Origin of the sequence: Gordonia sp. DT219 (assembly GCF_049847065.1) — a bacterium.
In the GTDB taxonomy this organism is placed as follows: domain Bacteria; phylum Actinomycetota; class Actinomycetes; order Mycobacteriales; family Mycobacteriaceae; genus Gordonia.
Window position 1 is genome coordinate 1 of sequence record NZ_JBNCNR010000060.1, and the last position, 984, is coordinate 984.

Below are 984 nucleotides of genomic sequence, written 5' to 3' on the forward strand. Positions count from 1 at the left end.
TTGCTGTCTCGAGCCAAGTGGAACGCCGATGACATTCGCGACGACTTGCGCACGATGGTCGTCGACGCATTCGCCGAACCTGATGCGGTACTCGTCGTCGACGAGACCGGCGATCTGAAGAAGGGCACGAAAACCGTGGGCGTGCAACGCCAATACTCTGGCACGGCCGGGCGTGTCGAGAACTGCCAGGTCGCCGTCTACATGACCTACACCAGTTCCAAAGGACACGCCTTGATCGATCGTGCCCTGTATATGCCCAAATCGTGGTGCGATGACACCGATCGATGCGCGGACAGCGGCGTGCCCGCCGACGTGGGTTTTGCCACCAAACCGGCACTGGCCGCCACACTGATCAGCCGAGCCCTCGACGCCGAGGTACCAGCCCGGTGGGTAGCCGGCGACGAAGTGTACGGCGCCGATCCCGACCTGCGAAACATGTTGCATCAGCGGCAGATCGGGTATGTCCGGGCTGTCGGCAGCAACCGCACAGTACCGACCGCGGCCGGCGACGACGTGGCCGTCGCCACGATCACCGCCGATCTTCCCGCGGCGGCGTGGCAGACCCTGTCGGCCGGTGTCGGTACCAAAGGTGACCGACTGTACTCGTGGGCGTGGGTCGCATCGGTCGAAGCTGTCGACACCGGGCAGTGTTCGATCCTGATCCGCCGCAACGACACCACCGGAGAACTGGCCTACTACCGCTGCTACAGTCCGCGTCCGGTCTGCCTGGCCGAGCTGGTGCGGGTGGCCGGGCGGCGCTGGACGGTCGAAGAATCCTTCCAGACGAGTAAAGGATTGACCGGCCTGGATCAGCATCAAGTCCGGACCTGGACATCCTGGCACCGTTGGACGATCCTGGTCATGCTCGCCCACGCGTTCCTGGCGGTGACCACCGCCGCTCAGCGTTCCCTCGAGCACCGCAATCCTCAACTAATCCGCTTGAGCGTCAACGAATTCCGTCGACTGTTCATCACGCTCATCCTC

General features: G+C 63.7%; 1 protein-coding gene. It reads left to right on the forward strand.

What is annotated here, in order from left to right; genetic code table 11:
* A partial coding sequence (locus tag ACPXB3_RS22380) for an IS701 family transposase (protein WP_425729840.1) occupies positions 1-984 on the forward strand: 984 nt, incomplete at both ends.